Source organism: Paenibacillus sp. MER TA 81-3 (assembly GCF_023713585.1).
Taxonomy (GTDB): domain Bacteria; phylum Bacillota; class Bacilli; order Paenibacillales; family Paenibacillaceae; genus Paenibacillus_B; species Paenibacillus_B profundus.
Window position 1 is genome coordinate 1 of record NZ_JAMAWB010000013.1, and the last position, 18276, is coordinate 18276.

18 protein-coding genes and 6 pseudogenes are annotated in these 18276 nt (G+C 40.3%); 10 read left to right on the forward strand and 14 right to left on the reverse strand.

Annotation, left to right across the window (positions count from 1 at the left end; genetic code table 11):
* The 4 genes and pseudogenes from M3650_RS18820 to M3650_RS18835 form a co-directional block, all read left to right on the forward strand.
* A pseudogene (locus tag M3650_RS18820) lies at window positions 1–300 on the forward strand (IS30 family transposase); the annotation flags it as partial.
* A 448-nt stretch (window positions 301–748) separates the two neighbouring features.
* Window positions 749–1819, forward strand: a pseudogene (locus tag M3650_RS18825) (serine hydrolase); the annotation flags it as partial.
* Between the two features lie 313 nt (window positions 1820–2132).
* Window positions 2133–2789: a CatB-related O-acetyltransferase gene (locus M3650_RS18830; protein WP_251576918.1), complete on the forward strand. Its 657-nt coding sequence runs from the start codon at window positions 2133–2135 to the stop codon at window positions 2787–2789.
* 76 nt (window positions 2790–2865) lie between these two features.
* Window positions 2866–3123 carry a hypothetical protein gene (locus M3650_RS18835; protein WP_251576919.1) on the forward strand — a complete coding sequence of 86 codons (258 nt, stop codon included), beginning with the start codon at window positions 2866–2868 and terminating at the stop codon, window positions 3121–3123.
* Window positions 3124–3807: 684 nt separating this feature from the next.
* On the opposite strand, the gene xerS is transcribed toward M3650_RS18835, so the two are convergent.
* The 8 genes from xerS to M3650_RS18875 form a co-directional block, all read right to left on the reverse strand.
* On the reverse strand, window positions 3808–4878 hold the full coding sequence (gene xerS / locus M3650_RS18840; RefSeq protein WP_251576920.1) for a tyrosine recombinase XerS: 1071 nt from the start codon (window positions 4876–4878) through the stop codon (window positions 3808–3810).
* 174 nt (window positions 4879–5052) lie between these two features.
* A complete protein-coding gene (locus M3650_RS18845; protein WP_251576921.1) occupies window positions 5053–5598 on the reverse strand; it encodes an AAA family ATPase in 546 nt (181 codons plus the stop codon).
* Between the two features lie 19 nt (window positions 5599–5617).
* Window positions 5618–5992, reverse strand: a complete 375-nt coding sequence (locus M3650_RS18850; RefSeq protein WP_251576922.1) for an ASCH domain-containing protein — start codon at window positions 5990–5992, stop codon at window positions 5618–5620.
* Window positions 5970–7025: an N-acetyltransferase gene (locus M3650_RS18855; RefSeq protein WP_251576923.1), complete on the reverse strand. Its 1056-nt coding sequence runs from the start codon at window positions 7023–7025 to the stop codon at window positions 5970–5972. The genes M3650_RS18850 and M3650_RS18855 overlap by 23 nt, the downstream gene beginning before the upstream one ends.
* 686 nt (window positions 7026–7711) lie before the next feature.
* The gene (gene gshAB / locus M3650_RS18860) at window positions 7712–10051 is read right to left on the reverse strand and encodes a bifunctional glutamate--cysteine ligase GshA/glutathione synthetase GshB (protein ID WP_251576924.1); all 2340 of its coding nucleotides are present in this window, start codon (window positions 10049–10051) and stop codon (window positions 7712–7714) included.
* 26 nt (window positions 10052–10077) lie between these two features.
* A complete protein-coding gene (locus M3650_RS18865; RefSeq protein WP_251576925.1) occupies window positions 10078–11421 on the reverse strand; it encodes an MATE family efflux transporter in 1344 nt (447 codons plus the stop codon).
* A gap of 97 nt (window positions 11422–11518) precedes the next feature.
* Complete coding sequence (arsB, locus tag M3650_RS18870) at window positions 11519–12577, reverse strand: ACR3 family arsenite efflux transporter (protein WP_251576926.1); 1059 nt, start codon at window positions 12575–12577, stop codon at window positions 11519–11521.
* 14 nt (window positions 12578–12591) lie between these two features.
* Window positions 12592–12912: an ArsR/SmtB family transcription factor gene (locus tag M3650_RS18875; protein ID WP_251576927.1), complete on the reverse strand. Its 321-nt coding sequence runs from the start codon at window positions 12910–12912 to the stop codon at window positions 12592–12594.
* A gap of 120 nt (window positions 12913–13032) precedes the next feature.
* Here M3650_RS18875 and M3650_RS18880 point away from each other — a divergent pair, with 120 nt between their 5' ends.
* The gene (locus tag M3650_RS18880) at window positions 13033–13272 is read left to right on the forward strand and encodes a hypothetical protein (protein ID WP_251576928.1); all 240 of its coding nucleotides are present in this window, start codon (window positions 13033–13035) and stop codon (window positions 13270–13272) included.
* Window positions 13273–13283: 11 nt separating this feature from the next.
* Window positions 13284–13715, forward strand: a complete 432-nt coding sequence (locus tag M3650_RS18885) for a protein-tyrosine phosphatase family protein (protein WP_251576929.1) — start codon at window positions 13284–13286, stop codon at window positions 13713–13715.
* Window positions 13716–13775: 60 nt separating this feature from the next.
* Here the strand turns inward: M3650_RS18885 and M3650_RS32005 are convergent.
* The 4 genes and pseudogenes from M3650_RS32005 to M3650_RS18900 all read right to left on the reverse strand — a co-directional run.
* A pseudogene (locus M3650_RS32005) lies at window positions 13776–14128 on the reverse strand (methyltransferase domain-containing protein); the annotation flags it as partial.
* A gap of 53 nt (window positions 14129–14181) precedes the next feature.
* Window positions 14182–14304, reverse strand: a pseudogene (locus M3650_RS32665) (RHS repeat-associated core domain-containing protein); the annotation flags it as partial.
* A gap of 18 nt (window positions 14305–14322) precedes the next feature.
* Window positions 14323–14781: a cupin domain-containing protein gene (locus M3650_RS18895; protein ID WP_019419520.1), complete on the reverse strand. Its 459-nt coding sequence runs from the start codon at window positions 14779–14781 to the stop codon at window positions 14323–14325.
* A gap of 142 nt (window positions 14782–14923) precedes the next feature.
* Window positions 14924–15061, reverse strand: a pseudogene (locus M3650_RS18900) (ethanolamine ammonia-lyase reactivating factor EutA); the annotation flags it as partial.
* A gap of 469 nt (window positions 15062–15530) precedes the next feature.
* On the opposite strand from M3650_RS18900, the gene M3650_RS32670 reads away from it, so the two are divergent.
* The 4 genes and pseudogenes from M3650_RS32670 (at window position 15531) to M3650_RS33170 (ending at window position 16662) form a co-directional block, all read left to right on the forward strand.
* Complete coding sequence (locus M3650_RS32670) at window positions 15531–15680, forward strand: ArsR family transcriptional regulator (protein WP_202803268.1); 150 nt, start codon at window positions 15531–15533, stop codon at window positions 15678–15680.
* On the forward strand, window positions 15658–15780 hold the full coding sequence (locus M3650_RS32010) for a hypothetical protein (RefSeq protein ID WP_019419521.1): 123 nt from the start codon (window positions 15658–15660) through the stop codon (window positions 15778–15780). The genes M3650_RS32670 and M3650_RS32010 overlap by 23 nt, the downstream gene beginning before the upstream one ends.
* A 2-nt stretch (window positions 15781–15782) precedes the next feature.
* Window positions 15783–16226, forward strand: a pseudogene (locus tag M3650_RS18905) (SRPBCC family protein).
* Window positions 16227–16464: 238 nt separating this feature from the next.
* Window positions 16465–16662 carry a hypothetical protein gene (locus M3650_RS33170; RefSeq protein WP_483311763.1) on the forward strand — a complete coding sequence of 66 codons (198 nt, stop codon included), beginning with the start codon at window positions 16465–16467 and terminating at the stop codon, window positions 16660–16662.
* Between the two features lie 483 nt (window positions 16663–17145).
* On the opposite strand, the gene M3650_RS18915 is transcribed toward M3650_RS33170, so the two are convergent.
* Window positions 17146–17562, reverse strand: coding sequence for a hypothetical protein (locus M3650_RS18915; protein ID WP_251576930.1), 417 nt, complete (start codon window positions 17560–17562; stop codon window positions 17146–17148).
* A gap of 291 nt (window positions 17563–17853) precedes the next feature.
* Window positions 17854–18087 (reverse strand): glycine zipper domain-containing protein, encoded by a 234-nt coding sequence (locus M3650_RS18920; protein WP_251576931.1) that lies wholly within the window; start codon window positions 18085–18087, stop codon window positions 17854–17856.
* Between the last annotated feature and the right edge of the window lie 189 nt (window positions 18088–18276).

The window sequence follows — 18276 nt, forward strand, 5'->3', positions numbered from 1 at the left end:
CCTACACCCACGTTTCAGACGGCGACCGTGGATCGAGGCAAAGAGTTTGCTTGTCATCGAAACCTTGAGTCCTCGCACAAGATTAAGGTCTATTTCGCTGATCCCTATTCGTCATGGCAAAGAGGAAACAATGAGAATGCCAATGGGCTCCTCAGAGAGTTCTTTCCCAAGGGATATGACTTTGCTAGGGTCACAGAGGAAGAACTTTTACATGCAATAGAATTGATTAATAATCGACCAAGAAAATGTCTTGGGTGGAAAACGGCGTACGAATCATTCGTGAGTGAACTGTCGCACTTGGCTTGGCAATCCGTCTTTTGCATTTATGTTGCTGCCGGTAACATCTACGCATCAGTTTGGGCGTTGCAACTATGACAAGTATAAAATCTGGGACAAAATGATGGTGCTGGAATAATTAAATGAAAATCAGAGTGGTAACCACTACGTTACATTAGAATCCTTATTCTATAAGCCTTGTCTACTTTGATTAAATTTGTGATTATCTTAGGTACTGTAATTGTGGTGATACGATTATTTAAATTTTCAACCACTATATTGTCCAGTGAACTAATAATAGGTGCATTAAAAGTCTTGTTTTCAAGGCTTTCTTTGTTGTGCAACCAGTTTATGTTCACAAATTGATTGAACTTAAACTGGTTGCATAACTTACAGTTAATAGTATTTATATCCTTGATTATAGGAAGAATAGGGGTAACTCAATTTTGTTTATAGTATAATGGTTACTACTATCATTGCAACTGGCGGTATTTACTCCACAGCTGAAGATATCGTTAAATCCTCTCAGATTTTCACGGGAGAAGTCGATGGTATTCTTTCTAGTCAGTCGGTAACGGCCATGGAACAAGCAGAGTATAAAAAGGGTATGTGGTCACCGGATGCCGATACGTCTTTGTCATACGGGTTAGGTTGGGATAGTGTGAACTTGTTTCCATACAACCAATATGGCATCAAGGCACTTACTAAAGGTGGAGATACGATGGCCTATCATTCATCGTTAGTCGTGCTTCCGGAATACAACATGGCAGCGGCTGTTCTCTCATCAGGTGGCTCTAGCGCAACAGATCAATTGATAGCAAATGAACTGCTGCTTAGCGCACTGCAAGAGAAAGGTGTTATTAAAGAACGGAAGCCGGAGAAGTCGCATGGCGTGCCAATAAAGGCGGATATGCCGCAGGAATTATCCCAACATGCAGGTATTTATGGTGGTGGTTCAGGTAAGTTAATGAAGATAGAAATTAATACTGTGGGTGAATTGTCTATATCCGTGATTAACGCTCCGAACAATCCTGTCCAAAATATACGTATACGGCAGATGGTTCATTTGTAAACGAGGATGGCACGGAAAAGTACAAATTCGTTGTTGACTGGTTATTTGGTAAATAATAAGATCATTGATGCAAACAAAGTAGCCAACAAACTGCAAATCCCTACTATCGCTGGTCGAGATTCTATGGAAATCTACTTCTTTAAAAAGAATGGAGTAAAGTATTTTACGCTAGCAGGCGGCTTGTACGCTGTTGAGGAACTTGTAAAACCGCTCTATTCGGGTACACAATCTTCGACAACGATCCAAGCGGAGGGCCATGCCATATGGTATTCAGTGCCTGCGACTGCCAAAGGAAAGGTCATAACGGTTAAGATGCCTTCGAATGGCTCCTTTGCTGTATATGCTCAAGCAGGTATTTGTATGAACCACACCGTGGTCAGCGGTAAGAATCAGGCCTTATTACCGGAGAACGGTAGGATCGTATTTGCAGGCGATGTCGGTTCCAAGTTTGTCATTTCATTGAAAAAGTAAATACGAGCTAGTCTACGAGGCTGTCCTATAATGTCATTACTGACCGTATAGGACAGTATTTTTTTGTGCGGCCATAGAGGGGGCTTCAGAGCGAATGAGTGGTTTGAGACAATTTAAGGTGTCGGGTGACACTGTCGAACATCATATTACAATCCGTCTTGTAAAAAACAATAATGTTAAGTAAGATTTATAGGTAGGAGGATTAGTGAAATGAATAAGAGATTAAAGAAAATAAAAAACATTGCCGTTTGACATAGTTCCTAAATATTTTTATTGTCAATAAAAATTTATTTAGGAATGAGGTATATCACTCATGAAAAACAATCCATTTAAACATTGGACAGAGATTCATTTTCTAAAAGACCGAATCAACAACCCACTTATCGAAGTTGGAGAGTGTTCTTATTATTCTGGTTACTACGCAGGGGGAGAATTTGAAGACATCTGTGTTCGATATATTTGGGGAGATCAAGAATCTCAACACATGTACAATCCATTTGAAGATTATGGTTGGACTGTTGACAAAATAATAATTGGTAAATATTGTTGTTTTGCAAGTGGCGTGATATTCATGATGGGAGGGAATCATAATCATAACTCTGAATGGATTACAGTGTATCCGTTTAAAGAGAAGATTATTGAATCCTATAAATCGAAGGGTAATACAATTGTAGGTAATGATGTATGGATTGGCTCTGAAGCGATGATTATGCCTGGAATCAAAATAGGTGACGGTGCAATTATTGCATCAAGAGCAGTCGTTACAAAAGATGTCGAACCATATACAATGATAGGTGGAAATCCTGCTAAAGTTATAAAAAAACGATTCACTGATACGGATATTCAAATTTTATTAGAATTAAAATGGTGGGATTGGAAAGAACAAGATATTCAAAATGCTATAGAGTTATTATCTAGTTCTAACATTGACGGATTATATAAATTTTACAAACAAAAATATAAAAATTAACAACTTAAAAAAAAGAACTCAAATTATTTTGGGTTCTTTTTTTTATTCTCGAAAGTAAACTTTTAGTGCATCATAAATGAAGGTCGAAGGTAAAAAGAGTGGAAAAGCCGTTTACACGAAAAAGTTTGATTGGAAAGAGGTGGGAGACATCCGTCTTGAGTATACGAACGGGGAAGACACGCTGATCTTAAATCAGTACACGGCGGATGCAGAATTTGCCAAGCTGAAAGGCTTCAGTTACGAAACGCCGCCTACCGTTGAAAGATATGTGTTTTGGTATGTTCTGAAAAATGGTTGGTTCCATGAATTTTGCTGTAGAGGCAACGCCAAGTAAGCCTGTAAGCAGTACATTGAAAACGGAAGCTCAAAAAAAAGAAAGCGCTATACGAAAATAAACTTCTACAGGGGAAGATACCGGTTATTTACTTTTTCTATAAAACAATTTATCAAAGAGCAAGGAAGAAATATAGATTGTATCACAATGCATAGATGTAAGCGTGGATCTAATCAATTCGGCTTGTTTCCGACTATACTGTTTCACAAAACCCGTATTTTGTACATATGTATAAAAGTATATTCAAACCCTTGTCCCGCCTATCTTTCTATAAGTGTTAATTGACACAAAACTACCCCTAATAATGACACAAAAGTGCCCTCTTTAAGTTTAGTGACACAAAGTTACCCTTTTTATTAAGCCCACATTACATTAATGAGGGTACTTTTGTGTCATTTTGTGAGAGATCTTTTAATCTCATCAATGATAAGGACTCTCCTCCAAGCAAAATGGTACTTTTGTGTCACTATACTCCAATGAAAGCTACTTCTTCCAAGTAAAAGGGTGCTTTTGTGTCACTGTTGCTCCAATGAAAGCTACTTCTTCCAAGTAAAAGGGTGCTTTTGTGTCACTGTTGCTCCAATGAAAGCTACTTCTTCCAAGTAAAAGGGTGCTTTTGTGTCACTGTTGCTCCAATGAAGGCAACTTCCTCCAAGCAAAATGGTACTTTTGTGTCATTATTAATTAATTGTCCATTCTGTTTATTGCTTCTTTCATTTCATCGTTTGTCAGATGAGTATAAATCATTGTTGTTTGAATTGAAGAATGGCCCAATTGATTTCTTAGTTTGGGAACATCATTGTTCTCTTTATGATATCGAGTTGCAAAAGAATGTCTTAACGTATGCACTGATAAAGTTGGTTTTCCATATGATTTAGCATATTTCTCAACGATTTTTTCTATTGATCTTTGAGTAAATCTGCGGCTTTTTCCCTTCCGTCCTACATCAGCAGGTAAAAATAAAAATGTTTCAGATTTCCCTGGTTTGTACCTTGCTTCTCTAATTTTTATATACTCCATTATATCAATAAATGCCTGATCGCTAAAATAAACAAATTGTTCTTTATTCCCTTTTCTAGTGACTCGTATCAAGTTGTTTTTTAAATCTAGATCCTCTAGATTACAACCTGCGACTTCTGATAAACGGAGTCCTGATCCTAATATTAGTGAAATAATCGCAGTATCACGTTCCCGATTGTGTTGATGGAATCTGTGCATCCTTTTATTATCTTTATATTTTTGACCATAACCATGCGATACAAATTCACGAAAGGAATCAAAGTCATCATCTCTTAATAGGGTTCCGCCTATTCTGTTTGCAACTGTTTCTTGGCTTTCTTTAATTGAATTTAGTTCTACCTTAGCCATGACATTGCGCAGTAGATATGGCTTTAAATCGGTGGTTTCAGCTTTATTTTGTAAGTAATCAAACAGCGATTTGAGGGCTGAAATTTTTCGATTAATGGTGATTCTGCTGTTTCCTGTTTGATATTCAAGATAAGTGAGAAAGTTTTCAATGTCCCGGACTGTTAATTTTTCTAAAGCGTCAAGTGATACATTTTTTCGGTGGTCAGCTACAAAACAGTCCATTACCATCCAATCAAAAAAGATAATAAAATCATGGGTATAGTTAAGGAGAGTGGTGTGTGACAGTTTCCTCTTACGGCTATCTATGTATTCTGTAACATACCAAGGTAAGTCAGAAAGCTTCTCATCAATCCGTTTCATATAATGGAACTTTGTTTGCTTATCCATGTCATGTTACCTCCACAACCGGTTATCTTATAATAAATTTCGTCAAATTTGTATTTTACGTAAATATTAGTTGATACCTAGGTTTGTAGATATTCGTTAGATAAATGATGTTGTAAAGGGGAAACTAAGTGCCATTCCTCCCCTTACAACAAAAAATTCCCGCATGAATTACCGTCATTTTTGTTCTACTGTAAATTTTTCAACGAAGTCATCAAGAATAGCTCGATTGTTGTCTGATACTCGATAAATACATAAAGGAATATGTAGCATATTCGAAATTTCTTGCGCGAAAATTAATTCTTCTTGCTGTAGTTTCCTTATCATATCAATATCAATAAATGCAATCGAGTCTCTCTTAACTAGTCTGGAGTGGATATGTGCTTCGTCGTCAGTCAATAAAATGATGCCTCTTGGTAAGAGATCTGAGAACGTTTGAATGGGCAGTCTCACTATATTACTAAACTCATTTATTACACAAAAATGGCCATCTAATAATAAAGTGGTATCAAGCAGTTCAAGTTCATTAATGGCTTCGATTAAATAGTCTTGATTTTCAGTGATGTGACTTACTCTCTTACTATTATCAAAGTGTTTTTGTTTTTTAGATGCGATTAGTTGACTTGCAGTATGGTGAATTAGTTGATAATCATTAGTCAGTTCACGACAAAATTGTGTTTTCCCTACCCCATGTACACCAGAAATGAATATGATGTTCTTCATCTATAAATCACTCTACTTTTCAATTGATATAACAAAAAGATTGAGGTGCATGAAAAGACTTGTATTCTGATTTGGGATCAATTGGTTTATCGTAAAGCACAGGATCTGAAATTTTAATTGCGTAACCTTCTACTCTGTTTTCAAAGTACTTTTCAAAATATAGATTGCTTATGCCTGAAGCATCTTTCGTCTTTTCCCATAATATATCGGGACGGTTAGCGATTATGGCTTCTATTTTGAATTCACCTACTATTTTCCCTTCAGGCATCGTAGAGTACACTACAACTGTATCAATATTCTCTTTCTTGAAAATTGATTTTCGATACTCATATTTCTTTTCACCGCTAAATATTTTTTCAACGAATTCGGGTTTAATCGATAACAAGACTTTCATATACATCACCTTTTATTAAAATCTGTTCAAATTCTTGATCATTAAGAGTGAAGTATCCCCAATAGTTATCTTTAGATAGGCCTACTTCCTCCACCAATCTCTGTTGATTTAATCTTCTTCTTAACGCTATATTATAAGTCATTTTTAAAATGTATACGTTACCAGGTTTATTCCAATAATACTGTAAATCCTGAGTTGAAAATACAGAGTAATCTTTACAATACTTAAGAAACTCCTGTATATTTGCAAAATCTCTTCGATGCTTCATCTCCTCTACAACGCAGATAGAAGTTGCTACCGAGGTATACCATGCTTTTGTGTTTTCTGTTTTTGTTCTATATATTACAATCAAGTCACCTGGTTTTACAGTTGCAAGTCCAGGCATTGAAGCAATATAAACCTTATGAATACTGTTAGTATGAGATACATCTTTAATTATATCAAAGCTCTCATTACGAAGAATAGAATCCGGAAACAACTTCGTATGATATACGGGCTTTACTGCTAATAAGTGCTTTCGCTTCCCTTTTGAGCAGACTAAAGGATAATCTTGTAGAATATGACCTACAGTGCTCTCAAGCGTCTTAGTCAATACTAATTCTTGGCCTGCAGTTGATTGCTTAACTGAATTATTAATAAAACCGTACTTAAAAAAGAGACTGACAAGTGATTGGTGTTTTGGGAATACTGTAACATAGATATTCTCTATTCCACCTACAACTGCAAAGTCCAATATTTTTTTAATAAATCTTTCACCGAGACGTGTTCCGTGAGGATTTACCTTCATTGTTCCTACTTTTAACCACGTTCCTTCTTTTAGTGCTGGGTGAACATCCGTAACCGGCCCTATTTCCTTTTTCATATAAAGAAAGGCTTCCAATAATCCCGATTCATTATATAAAACTTGAGCCTTATCATCTTTTTTCTTATGAAACCAATCAACAAATCCAGGGTAGTCTTCCTTTAAACTATTAAAGAATTGATCATTTAAGTCTATTTCTTTAAATGTTTTTATTTCAATAATTCCATCCATAATAACACCTCTTATCATGTAATTATGAAATAATGATACCAAAAGGATCATGTCGAAATCTGTCTAAGTAGGTCGGTGGTGGTGGTTCTATTAAGTATTTTCACTCCAAACCAATTACCTATGTTTTTAGTAAACTTCAGATGTTGAAATGCTTCTGATCGACCACTCAAAGAAGAAGGAGTTGTTTGGCCGAGAAACCAGCAAATAACGAACAATAAAAAAACAAAGCAGCCCTGGACAATATGTCAGGGCTGCTTGACCGATGCTTTCGGATTTTGCTTACAGTATATTCGAAATCATGGGACGTCTTCTATACTTTCAGTACGGTTAGATTCCTTTTATTACAGCTGAAATGATTTAATCCTCCACCTTCAATCGAGGAACCCAATTTTTAGTAAAGGCCATGGATTCCCCCTTTAGGCTCGATGACCACATCCTTAGCATTAGCATTGTTTAGAATGTCGGATTAGTACGTGTGGTATCAGCTCGGCCGGTACCACCTATCAAGTTCTAATAGCAAGTATATGAAAACACTTAGACGCCAATTCAAGCTCTAAGGTCGAAAATGGATGCCGATCCTAATACAAATTTGCATTTTACAACAAATAAACTCAGGAACTTTTCTTTTTATTTCTGCTATAATAAGAAATAACCGATCCAGCTATAAGCAGATCGGCTATTCGTAATTAATCTTCCACTTCCCCAAACAGCAAGTCGAGAATTTTCTCATCCGCTTTACGGTTCTTCCCTTTGTATGGATAGCAGTGGATATGAATGGCTGGGTTAAAGTTGATCTCAATAATACTGTAATTGGAATCGGATGCCTCAGATGTAATATCATCAATCATCATATCCACCCCACAGAAAGTTGCACCTGCAGCTTTTGCTGATTCAATGGCTAATTTCTTATAGCTCTCAGGAATCTCATCGGTAAAGTCAAGACTGTCTCCACCTGTACTGATGTTGGAGTTTTCCCGTAAATAGACGATTTGATCTAAGGAAGGGATCTCACTCCATTGGTGGTTATTATTCTTTAAAAACATGGTTTCTGCTTCACCTAGCTGGATTTTCTCTAAAGGCGTCTTATAACCGCGACCCCGAAGCGGATCTTTATTCTTTTCATGGACGAGCTGCTCAATCGTGTGAATTCCATCCCCCACGACATTCGCTGGTACGCGATGCAGTACCCCTACAACCTCATCGCCCATAACCAGGAATCGATATTCTTTACCTGTCATGAATTCTTCAAGAAGAACAGTCTGATCGTGCCTAAACGCCATCTCAAATGCTTTTTGATAGTCCTCTTTCGGGAATTCACGATTAAAGATGGTGATACCTAACCCAAAGTTGGTGGACTTCGGTTTAATGACGATAGCTTTGTCATGGTACGTCTCATAGGCAGCCAATGCCTCTTCCTGACTACGGAAGGCATCCCCATTCGGTACTCGTATACCACGCTCTTTAAGAACTTCTTTCGTCACAATTTTATTCTCCATGATCAACACCGTACTGTAGGAATCAAGCGAAGTCTTCGTCGCCTGCTTTACATATTCCTTATGATCTCCTTTGGTAAGCATCACAAAGTTCTCATCTCGGTCAATCAGTTTGAACTTAATACCTCGTTTCACTGCTGCTTTAAGAAGCAATTGAGTCGATAATTCAAGGTCCTCATATCCGACAAAGCGATACCCACTTTTTACGCTCTCTTCGGCATACGCTTTGGCTTTAGCCAGATGATATTTCATGTAAGTGGATTTCTGAATATCCGACTTAATCCTGTAGGCAAAGCACAACTCGGGATAAAGGATTTTTTGCATCCCCCCATCAAGGATTTGGATCAACTCTTTCCCGTGAGGATCCAAGAGTTGCACCATTTCTTTCATCTCACGGATACAAGCAAGTGCCATCTCCTTCATCGTACCAAGGGAGCTCTTAGAATCATGTAGGATCCCTTCCATGCCTCCCGTGATCACCTGATCATGATTGAAGTCCGCCATCTTCTCGTCTTCCGTACCGAAAGGCTCATCTTCTTTGAGCAGCATAAAGAGAATGAATAGATGGATAAAATACATCGTATCTTTACTGATCCCAATCTTATGCAGTGGATTGAGATCAATCAAGCGCAGCTCTAAGTAAGCTACACCGTCTTCCACAAGTTCTTGCAAGGGATTCAACCCTTTGGCTGTTTTCAAGCGAACGGGGCTGTAGAATTCCTTTGCATTTAGCAATTCGCCCTGCTGAATTAACGAGTTCAAATGCTGTACGTAATCATGTGTTGAATCAAAGGATACATAGAACGGTTTTTCATTCCGATAGCCACATACACTATTCCGCAGTGAATTCATATTCGGGAAGTAGTAGCTCTTGTTATCATCTGAATGGCCTAATGACACACACTTGTCAATATAGGTCTTATCAAAGACTGGACTTGCCCCTGTTAAATAGATGAGCAACCAACGGTACCGAAGCAGGTTGCGTGCGATCTTAAAGTAAATTGCATCCTTGAAGTCCTTGTAGGCTTCACCTTGCCCTAGCGTTTCATGCAACTTTCGTAAGAACCGTTCATCAAACGAGAAATTATAATGGATTCCACTTAGCAGTTGTCTTTTGCGACCATACTTATCTGCTAATCCATGTCGGTACTCATTCGCAACAGGATCATTCATTTTAGCAATAGGAATCTCTTTTTCATCAGGTAAGATTGGCGGATTACTGCTTGGCCACAAGTACTCCCCATCAAGCTCTAATGACACAATATCCTGAAGGGCTTCCATGAACCGATATGTCTCTTCAATCGAGTCGAAGGATGGAGTAATCATCTCGATCTGACTCTCCGAAAAGTCGGTTTGGATATAGGGATTCTCCGTCTTACTCCCAAACGCCTTAGGATGTGGGGTCAGCGCCAATTTACCCTCATGATCTACCCTAACATTCTCTTTCTCTAAGCCAAATTGACCTCGAAACAAATCCTTATTTAACGAATTGTCGATTATGTGTTGTATGATTTCACGATTTAACAAGTTCACATGCTGGACCTTCCTTCTTACTTATGTTAAACCACGGTTTGTGGAACTTTCATTTGACGTAGCGTTCTCCTAAACCAGAAGACCAAAACGATTCCCTTGAACACACTGCTTAATGCAATAGACATCCACACCCCATTCAAGCCGAATGGTTCGGATAGAATCAGAGCTAGTGGTATTCGTAATGCTGTAAAGGTAATACTGAAAATCGGTGGGATATGGGTTTTCCCGATTCCGTTAAAGGCACCTACCGTCATGAGCTCCATGCACATAAACAGTTGGGAATAACCAATGATTCGCATATAATCCGTCCCTAACGCTAAACTCACCTCATCAGATAAAAATACAGAGAAGATCTGCTCGGGGAAGAGAATAAAGATAAGCGATATAAAGATACCGAATCCCGACGTCAGTAGCAAAGCTTGACGGTATCCCTCCTGGATACGATTTAATCGACGAGCTCCGTAATTTTGTCCAAAGAAAGCAGCGATAGCGCCTTGTAGCCCACCTATGGTCATGTAGGAGATTGATTCAATCTGAATACCGACTTTTTGAACCGCAATTGCATCCGAGCCAAAGCGCACAATGATCTTCGCTATGATGATCGAAATCAACGTGAAGGTCACCCGTTGAATGGTGATCGGTAGTCCCATGCGGATGACTTCTTTCATAAGGCTGCTATTCCATGCGGATGACTTGGTAATCAACTCGGAATGTCTTGTTTGAATGATAAATAATACCGTCACAAGAAGGTTTGCCATCAAAGTCGCAATAGCTGCCCCTACAACGCCCAACCCTTCAAATGGTCCTACGCCAAAAATCAGAAAAGGATCGAGAATGATATTAAGAATAAGACCAACCGTGAAGATATGAAACGGCTGCTTGCTGTTTCCCATCGCATTCAATATGGTCGCGAATAATATATTTACGACGGAAAAGACAGTACCCAAGATGGAGATCAATAAGAACTGCTTCGCCATCAACTCAACTTCACCACTACCTAAATCAAAGAACCCGATAAGCTGATCCTTTGTCAAAAAGACGAATGCCATATAAAGAAGACCTAGCAAGACAGACATGATGAATCCATTTTTGATATAGGTCTTAGCTTTATCACCCTCGCCTGCTCCCATACAATGGGACACCTTTATCCCCGTTCCGATCGTAATCATCGTGGCCAAAGCGATCGCTAGATTAATAAAGAAGCTCGCCGTCCCAATTGCTGCAACAGGACCACTTCCGAGCCGGCCAACCCACATCATATCGACAAGTCCATAAGTCGTGGAGATGAAGTTGGTTGCTACGATCGGAAGCGATAGTTTCATCAAAGTCGGCATAATCTTACCTTTGGTTAAATCAGTTGTGCCTTTCATGCTGTACTCCTTCATGCCCTAAGTAAAAACCGACCACAAGGGTCGGTTCAAAGCGTTGATTATTTTCCTTCTGCTAGAAAATACTCGATTCTAGCTCTTACTTATTTAGTGCAGACTCGAAATACTTCCGCTTGATCCAAAGCGATACATTTACAAGCCCAATCAATACGGGTACTTCAACGAGTGGTCCAATTACCGCGGCGAATGCAACTCCTGAATCCAGACCGAACACACCAATCGCTACGGCTATCGCTAGTTCAAAGTTATTGCTTGCTGCCGTGAAAGATAAGGATGAAGCCACTGGATAGGAGGTTCCCGACTTTTTCGATAAGAAGAATGATACCAGGAACATCACGACAAAGTAGATGATCATCGGAATCGCAATACGCACTACATCAAGCGGTAACTCGACAATCAATTCTGCTTTAAGTGTGAACATCAAAACGATCGTAAATAATAGTGCAATAAGGGCAAGTGGACTAATCTTCGGAATCAACACTTGCTCGTACCACTGTTGACCCTTCAGCCTGATCCCAATCACGCGTGTCAGTAACCCTGCTGCAAACGGAATTCCTAAATAGATCAGCACGCTCTCTGCAATCTGTCCCATAGAGACATCAACAACAGCGCCTTCAACACCAAACCAGCCTGGTAGCACCGTAATAAACACATACGTAAAAACGGAATAAAACAGGATCTGAAAGATCGAGTTAAATGCAACAAGACCTGCTGTGTATTCCGGATCTCCCTTAGCTAGATCGCTCCACACCAAGACCATCGCAATACATCTTGCAAGCCCAATCATGATTAGTCCGATCATATATTCAGGCATATCACTTAGAAACAAAATAGCTAACAAGAACATCAGAATCGGACCGATAATCCAGTTCTGCACTAAGGACAGAAGGAGTACCTTCCAATCCTTAAACACCCGTCCAAGCTTTTCATACTTCACTTTTGCAAGCGGCGGATACATCATCACAATCAGACCTATAGCAAGCGGTACCGAAGTCGTTCCAATTTGCATGCTAGAAAGTACTTCGGAGAAATTAGGCACCATATACCCTAACCCTAATCCAATGGCCATTGCCCCAAAGATCCAAAAGGTGAGATAGCGATCCAGAAAAGAGAGTCTCTTGGTGTTACTTTGACTCATGACACCCACACTCCTTATTCACACATCATCGCGTTGATTTTTCCCTGCTCTTCTTCCCCTACCTTCGGCAAATATTCAATTGCATCTTTTAAATGAGGTTTATCTTCAATTGAAAGAGAGTAATAAATCCACTGTCCTCTTCGTTCTTCTACCACTAAACCGGCGTCCTTTAATTTACGAAGATGCTGGCTAATATTCGGTTGAGTCGATTGCAGTAGCTCAACTAAATGACAAACGCACATTTGTTGTTGAGATAAAAGTGAAACAATTTTAAGTCGAGTTTTATCACCTAACAACTTAAACTGTTCCGCCATTTCCTCTATTGAGATCATCATGTGTCGGTACACCTCCTTGATTTCATGCTTATTATATAATCAGATGCTTATATAATCAACTGATTATTTATCGTGATGAAAACCGTTGAAAATATAAGTACATAATTATATAATTACTCAATGGAAGCAGAACGCCTTCAGAAGGATCTACAACGTGCAGAGATCGAGCCCGATTGGTGGGTTGTCAATCAAAGCTGGCAAGATATAAAGACTACAGAACCTGTCTTACAAAACCGTGCTCTTGCAGAAAATAAATGGATTCAAAAAGTCACGGTGTTATCCAAAGACACCGCTCTCGTCCCTTGGAAAGCAAACGAACCAACAGGATGGAGACAGCTAGAAATACTCACTCAACATTAAAGGAGCCTGAAATGAACGAAAAACCTTACCACGCGTTGATACCAAATCTCTATATGTGTGGAGCAAAAGATGTAAATCAACTGATCCAAGAGCAAGGCATTGATGTGGTTGTTGATCTACGAGCAGAGGTAGACCCTGCCGAGCTTACACCACTCAACATAACAAGAATTCATGCCCCATTAGAGGATCATGCGGAGGATACAGAAGAATCGCAAATGAAAGAAGCAATTCAGGCTGTTGTTACCCATCACCAAGCAGGCAAAAAGGTCGCTTTCCACTGCGGAGCTGGTCGAGGACGTACGGGAGCTGTTGCCGTTGGAACGCTAATGGAATTAAAATTGGCATCCGACATTGATGAAGCTTTATCTAAAGCTAGAGAAGCACGTTCCATTCTGAAGATGAATGAGGCTCAACGTGCAACTTTAATGCGTATTTACCCATAGGTTAAGTTGAAAAGAATAAGAGACACCCAAATAATTCGGGTGTCTCTTATTCATTAATTATCATGCTGAAACGATATAATCCTCCACCTTCGACCCAGGAACCCAATCTTTAATACACGCCCTGGATTCCTCTTTCGACTCGACCACCACATCTTGAAATCCGCTTTGCGTTAGCGTCGTTTTCAGTCGTCAACAGACGAGGCCTCGGATATGCACCCCGAATATAAAACATCCAAGTCGTTTTTGATTTCCGCCGGAAGCTCTGCCGTCATCACGACATCGGAAACAGCCAGACGACCACCGGGGCGCAGAACGCGGATTGCTTCATGAAACACTTGCTGTATATCTGGAGAAAGATTGATAACACAGTTAGAGATGATGACGTCTACTGTTTGATCCGGAACAGGCAAATGCTAGATTGCGGTTTGGGTTTCGGATTGCAGTTCGTAGCCCCTCCACATTCTGCATGTCCACTTGGGTCAATATATTTCAGCGGATTATTCTGCACATACGTATACCGATTCAAACTCAGCGGGTTCGTCAGTTCCCCTTCATACGTATCCTCCGATATAACCCGTTTTTCCTCCGGAGAGTAGAAATTAGAATGTTACGCTTGTTCTGCCCAGTTAGCCGGATATGTTACATAGATAAATCGTGCATATTCTGGCACAGAAAATTGAATCTTACTTCCTTTTGGAATCAGGATCACTTCTCCTGGACCAGCTGACACCTTTGTACCATCAATGATAACATCCAGATGTCCCTCAATCACATAATCAATTTCATCATAGTTAAGTGTCCAGTCAAAGGTTGTTTCTTTCATCTCCATGATACCGCAGCCAAGTCTTGGACTTTCCTTTAGCGAAAAAAGATCTTTACAATAAACGATATCATTAGGGTTGCCTGTATCGAGACGATCCTCTTCTGTTACTTTCATATTTGGCACTTTAACAGAAGTAATCCCTCCAGGACCTCTATGAACGTTCTGTTCAATAGCATCAGCCCCTACTTGTTCCATGATGATTTTACGAACCATCTCTTCAATCATCTTTTTATCGATACTCATGGGTACCCTCCTCTACTTCTTAGGTGCAGTTTTTTGGACATTTTCCTTGCAATGAGCATAGCAACCATTACAGCTGTGATACACTTTTGAACATCGATTCTTTCTCGGCTAAAAGAGGTGTGAAACAAATTTCACTACGCTATATGACTTCTTTCTCCGTAATCACAATACGCGGAACGGAAAACGAATACGCCATATTCTGGATATAAAGTTTGGATAGGACAAGTTGTGTTGTTGATGTTCCCATATCTATTCCTACACTTAACAATTCTTCTGCCATTTCCTCATCCCCCATACCAGAGAATAAACACAAAGAGGCCTAAAGTTATACCGTTTCCTATCAAGTAGGAATGCTATAACCTTAAGCCTCTTTGCTTTAGTAAGACTACGCCTTTGTAGTCCTCTATTACATTTTAAGCGTGAATGAAACTGTTGTTCCACACGCTGTAGATTCAAATTGCATGCTCCCTTTTAGTTTATCCTCTAAACTAGCTATTTACAATAGATAAACCTAAACTTTTTTGTGAACATTCTTCAACGTTGAATCCTTTGCCATCATCTATTACTCCAATCGTGCAAAAGCCGTTGCTGGAACTCATAGAAATAACGATGTGTCCATGCTCACAATCTTCCCTCGTTATCGTATTCAAAATATTGATTAATTACTACGAATAGCTCACAAGAATTGATTACAATAAAAGGGGATTACTCGACTTTATCTCCTATTGAACCTATGGGTAATAGAGTAAATAGAAGTTTTAGCGACAGTCAGGGAGGTCGCCGAGCCCTTCGAGATAAGCGCACCTGCGATCTCCCAGCACCTCAAAGTGCTGGAGCGAGCAGGGCTGATCGAACGCACAGTGGCGAACCCTGACGATGCGCACCGAGCCTCTCGATGAGGTGTCGGCCTGGGTCGAGAAGCACCGCCGCGAGTGGAACCAGCGCTTCGACGCTCTGGAAGAACACATCAATACCATGACCATAAAGGAGGAACAATGAACATGCCTGCATCCGTACCGGAGTTCACCATTACCCGCACCCTAAATGCCCGCCGCGAGCTCGTGTGGCGCGCCTGGACCGAGGAGAAAGAACTCGCCGCCTGGTTGCCTTCGACGCCCCTGGAGACCATCTCCTTCGACGTTCGCGAAGGCGGACGCTACCGTTACACAATGGTTAACATCGAGACCGGCGAGTAGTATCCCACCGGAGGTACGTTCCTCGACGTCGTACCTTTCGAACGGCTCGTCTTCACCTGGGGTTACCCCGATGCTCCCATCGAGAACTCCCCTGTCGTGACCCTAACCCTCACCGCACATGGCGACCGCACCGAGATGATCTTCCACCTGCGCGGATTCGCCGGTCACCCCGGCGATCAGTTCGTGTACGACGGCTGGACCAATACGCTCGACGATCTGATGACGCACCTGCACAACCAGAAGCAGTAGATGGCGATCAAGAACAGAGAAGGAGCCTTCATGATCCCCTCCTCGTCGCAAAGAACACGCTGAATATGGCGTGTTCTTTGCATTTGGTGACATAGGTGGCATCGAACCCATGTCCTCGTTGCTAGTCTCAAAGTCCATTTCCTACATTTTGAGCAATCTCCGAATTATTATTGGGATAACGCGCAAGTCGGGATATACGTGTAGGCTCATATTATTTATACTTGGGGAGGGCTTTGACATGGACAAGAATTCTGTGTATAAAACAAACAGCTTCTATTGGGATACAAAAGGAAGTGACTTCTTAGGAGCAACCGTACTTCCTTTTTATGGAGCATTTGTCTCAGAAGAAAAATGCCAGCTTTTTGGCGACGTATCAGGGGAAAAGATGCTGGAGATAGGCTGTGGATATATCAGAAAAACAAATCGAAAAGGCTAAGCAGCACTTGACGTCATGCGACTTTTCAGCAAAATTTATTTGATCGCCCATGAAAGAAGAATGTGGCATAACAATGGATTACTTCGACTTTTAAAAAATGTTATTTCGATGAATCTTGGTATTCGGTATCTCTTGATGAAGGTGCGCTAACATTATCGGATCGCTCAATCATTTGCTCAATTACAAATCCCGCTTTTGCCAACGCATTCACGTTGTTGCTATTGCTCCCGTTAGTGAATGACTCAAGGTCAACTTCTGATAGCTTCGTGGTGACCCCATTCCATGTATTCGGGTTATTTATGTCCTGAAAAATCATCTTGGATCTTTTTTAATCTTTCAAGGTGTGGTTTCAACTGCCGCAGCATCGCCGCTTTATTAAGCTCCGCTTGCTCTTAGAAAAACATGTGATGTGCTTCATCCTTAAACAACATAATCGTCTTGTTTAACTCATGGAGCTCCGTCGCAAGTGAGCGCAAGGTTTTTCTAGTCTTGGCGTCTAGTTTTAGGATTAGATTTCCAATACGAATAGCTTGTATCGTATAACGGCCACCATATCCTCGCCTCACGAGCAAGAATAAACATGTCCAGCTGCTCATCCGTTGTCATTGCAGTATTATTAACAAAATGCTTAGGAACAGCATTGTTTGTGTAGATATCACTAAATACAATGAATGTTAATAGTTGCTCATCGATTTCTTCCGCTTGTATCTTCGCCTTATCGATCAATTGCCGAATCTTAGCAGGTTCTTCATTTTCCTTCGACTCACTGATTGCCATCAAAGTGTCAGCAAGCGGAATCGTTTCAGAAGCGTTCTTTACTAAATAGGCAAATGCCGAGTCGTTCTTCATCTGATACAGTGAATAGAGGCTGTTGTATTTTTCAGATGATTGGTTTTCCAAATATCTGTATACCGCAGCGTTTATTAATATGAAAATGATAAGTATTAGTGCGTAGATCTTTACGTGCTTGGGCAAAATGTACTTCCTTTCTGAAAATTTAATTATTAGCTCTATTGAAATATGTCAGTTCATACTCCACGAAGTCTTTTTTCGCACTAATAAACGTTTTGTGTCAATCTCCAAGCAATAAGGGTAACTTTGTGTCGTTAAACAGTTAATTTCAATGTCAATGACATAAATAGAGGGTGCAGAGTTTCCTCTGCACCCTGATTTTCCTCACTAAAAATGAAGCTATTCCTGTTTATCCTGTTCAGTTCCGTTATTACTATCAACTTGATCGCCTGCCTTGTTGCCCAACGATGCGCCTACGATACCACCTACAACGGTTCCAACAGGCCCCAAAGCGGAACCAACTACAGCGCCTACGGCACCACCACTCACTGTTCCTACAGCCTCTCCAGTTCCCAAACCAGCCGTGTTGTTTTTAGAATCATCGTTTCGGTTACGGTCGTTGTTTTTAGCCATCTCTTTCACTCCTCATTTTGTGATGGGAAACGCTGCTTTTGCCTGCGTATCATTCCAAAACATAGCTTTCCCTGACCTTTCTAAATCGATTCACCGAGCGGGAGACGCACAACTTATAAACAAAAATATTAATGAATCAGAGGTTCTACCTCTTTCATCCGTAGCGTCAATATCAGCGCCATCCGCCAG

Bases quoted from the DNA above. Each gene is read 5' to 3' on its own strand.
- M3650_RS18855 (WP_251576923.1), bottom strand. From the start codon at position 7,025: ATGGATGGAATTATTGAAATAAAAACATTTAAAGAAATAGACTTAAAT.
- xerS (WP_251576920.1), bottom strand. From the start codon at position 4,878: ATGGATAAGCAAACAAAGTTCCATTATATGAAACGGATTGATGAGAAG.
- M3650_RS18845 (WP_251576921.1), bottom strand. From the start codon at position 5,598: ATGAAGAACATCATATTCATTTCTGGTGTACATGGGGTAGGGAAAACA.
- M3650_RS18865 (WP_251576925.1), bottom strand. From the start codon at position 11,421: ATGAAAGGCACAACTGATTTAACCAAAGGTAAGATTATGCCGACTTTG.
- M3650_RS33170 (WP_483311763.1), top strand. From the start codon at position 16,465: ATGGACAAGAATTCTGTGTATAAAACAAACAGCTTCTATTGGGATACA.
- M3650_RS32010 (WP_019419521.1), top strand. From the start codon at position 15,658: ATGCGCACCGAGCCTCTCGATGAGGTGTCGGCCTGGGTCGAGAAGCAC.
- M3650_RS18835 (WP_251576919.1), top strand. From the start codon at position 2,866: ATGAAGGTCGAAGGTAAAAAGAGTGGAAAAGCCGTTTACACGAAAAAG.
- M3650_RS18885 (WP_251576929.1), top strand. From the start codon at position 13,284: ATGAACGAAAAACCTTACCACGCGTTGATACCAAATCTCTATATGTGT.
- M3650_RS18895 (WP_019419520.1), bottom strand. From the start codon at position 14,781: ATGAGTATCGATAAAAAGATGATTGAAGAGATGGTTCGTAAAATCATC.
- M3650_RS18830 (WP_251576918.1), top strand. From the start codon at position 2,133: ATGAAAAACAATCCATTTAAACATTGGACAGAGATTCATTTTCTAAAA.
- M3650_RS18850 (WP_251576922.1), bottom strand. From the start codon at position 5,992: ATGAAAGTCTTGTTATCGATTAAACCCGAATTCGTTGAAAAAATATTT.
- M3650_RS18880 (WP_251576928.1), top strand. From the start codon at position 13,033: ATGGAAGCAGAACGCCTTCAGAAGGATCTACAACGTGCAGAGATCGAG.
- M3650_RS18920 (WP_251576931.1), bottom strand. From the start codon at position 18,087: ATGGCTAAAAACAACGACCGTAACCGAAACGATGATTCTAAAAACAAC.
- M3650_RS18875 (WP_251576927.1), bottom strand. From the start codon at position 12,912: ATGATGATCTCAATAGAGGAAATGGCGGAACAGTTTAAGTTGTTAGGT.
- arsB (WP_251576926.1), bottom strand. From the start codon at position 12,577: ATGAGTCAAAGTAACACCAAGAGACTCTCTTTTCTGGATCGCTATCTC.